General features: G+C 66.3%; 2 protein-coding genes. Both read left to right on the top strand.

The window, feature by feature from the left end; translation table 11 throughout:
• Positions 1-67 precede the first annotated feature (67 nt).
• Positions 68-391 (top strand): IS3 family transposase, encoded by a 324-nt coding sequence (locus ISP_RS40880; RefSeq protein WP_013223344.1) that lies wholly within the window; start codon positions 68-70, stop codon positions 389-391.
• Positions 391-1,308, top strand: coding sequence for an IS3 family transposase (locus ISP_RS40875; protein WP_013223345.1), 918 nt, complete (start codon positions 391-393; stop codon positions 1,306-1,308). The genes ISP_RS40880 and ISP_RS40875 overlap by 1 nt, the downstream gene beginning before the upstream one ends.
• Positions 1,309-1,347 lie beyond the last annotated feature (39 nt).

Below are 1,347 nucleotides of genomic sequence, written 5' to 3'. Positions count from 1 at the left end.
TGAGGTTCACCCCGGGTAGTGGACACCGAGTTAGCAGGACCAGGGGTTCTGCTGGAAGGATGTCCTCATGCCTCCTCGCAAGCGCCGGTCGTACCCGGCGGAGTACAAGGTCGAGGCTGCTCACCGCGTGATCGATTCCGGCCGGACGATCGCGGAGGTCGCCCGCGAGCTGGGTCTCGACGCGGGCATGCTGAGTGTCTGGGTCAAGGACGAGCGGCGCCGGGTGACCGCGGCCGAGGTGCACGGCGAGAACCCTCTGGAGGCGGCCGAGCGGGCCGAGCTGCTGCGGCTGCGCGGGCAGGTGGCCGAGCTGGAGAAGGACAACGCGTTCCTGGTAAAAGCCTCGGCGTACTTTGCCGCGATGCAGAAGAACCGGCCCGGTTCGCTCTGATGGCCAAGTACGCCGGCCCCGACGAGTCCGCCGACACTGCCGGCAGGGTCCCACTTCGGAACGAACGTCGGTTCTCGGTCCGGCGCATGGCGCGACTGCTGAATGTGTCGAGGTCCGGCTACTACGCACACGCCACACGCGCCGCCGCAACGGTCCTGGCGCCGCGCCGGCAACGCCGGGCCGACCTGGAGGTGAAGATCACCCAGGCGCACCAGGACTCCGGTGGCACTTACGGGTCGCCGCGTATCACCGCGGAACTTCGCGACCAGGGCGAGGTGGTCACGGCGAAGACGGTTGCCAAGATCATGGCCGGGGTGGGGCTGGAGGGCATCAGTCCGCGCACGTTCAAGGTGCGCACGACGGTGGTCGATCCGGCCGCGTCGTTCCCGCCGGACCTGGTCGGCCGGCACTTCGACCGGGGCCGGACCGACGCGGTCTGGCTGACCGACATCACGTATCTGACGTGTGGTGAGGGCGACATGTTCCTGTGTGCGATTCGGGACGGTCATTCCCGGAAAGTGCTGGGCTACAGCGTTTCTGACCACATCAGCGCCGAGATGGTCACTGCCGCCATCGACGACGCGGTGGCCGGCCGGGGCAGCGGGTGCCGCGGCACGATTCTGCATTCGGACCGCGGCGGCGAGTTCACGGCGAACGTGACGGCGCAGGCATGCTTCGGTCACGGGCTGCGCCGGTCGATGGGCGAGACCGGGATCTGCTGGGACAACAGCCCGGCGGAATCATTCTGGTCGACGTTCAAACATGAGGAATACTACCGGCACGTCTACGCGACGAAAACGGAACTCGTTGCCGCGATTGACAAATGGCTGAATTTCTACAACAGTAGGCGGCGCCACTCCTCGATCGGGATGCTCAGCCCCAACGACTACGAGAAGTCGCTGCCAGTGGTTGCTTGAACTGTGTAAGCCCCTGTCCACCGTTCGGGGTGAACCTCA

The organism is Amycolatopsis mediterranei (assembly GCF_026017845.1).
Lineage (GTDB): Bacteria > Actinomycetota > Actinomycetes > Mycobacteriales > Pseudonocardiaceae > Amycolatopsis > Amycolatopsis mediterranei.
The sequence above is the reverse complement of the archived record's forward strand: the minus strand, read 5'-3'. Positions and strand labels throughout refer to the sequence as shown.

Coding starts and splice junctions, on each gene's coding strand:
- ISP_RS40875 (WP_013223345.1), top strand. CDS start 391: ATGGCCAAGTACGCCGGCCCCGACGAGTCCGCCGACACTGCCGGCAGG.
- ISP_RS40880 (WP_013223344.1), top strand. CDS start 68: ATGCCTCCTCGCAAGCGCCGGTCGTACCCGGCGGAGTACAAGGTCGAG.